Consider the following 265-nt stretch of genomic DNA (forward strand, 5'->3'; position numbering starts at 1 on the left):
CATTGATGCCGCTCCCTGAGACACCACGAATTCTGAAACCGGTATAGCCTACACCATTTCCCGCATCAGAAGTTGAAATAGTGGAGGTTTGGTTTTTAAGAAGAATCGGAAGATCCTGTCCTAGATTTTTGCTGTCTAAATCTCTTTGAACATTAATAATCTCTTTAGCAACAGGAAGTCTCTTGGTAAAGTTAACAGCTTCAATTTCCTTTATTTGTAAGGAATCGGTATTCTGTGCCTGAATAAAGGCAACTGAGCCTATAGT

At 39.6% G+C, this 265-nt stretch carries 1 protein-coding gene; it reads right to left on the minus strand.

Annotated elements, in window-relative coordinates; genetic code table 11:
- Positions 1–265 (minus strand): hypothetical protein (locus ACPYOM_RS22710; RefSeq protein ID WP_481347698.1); only part of this gene is annotated, 265 nt, incomplete at both ends.

The sequence above is a fragment of the Monashia sp. HAY1-2A genome (genome assembly GCF_056755315.1).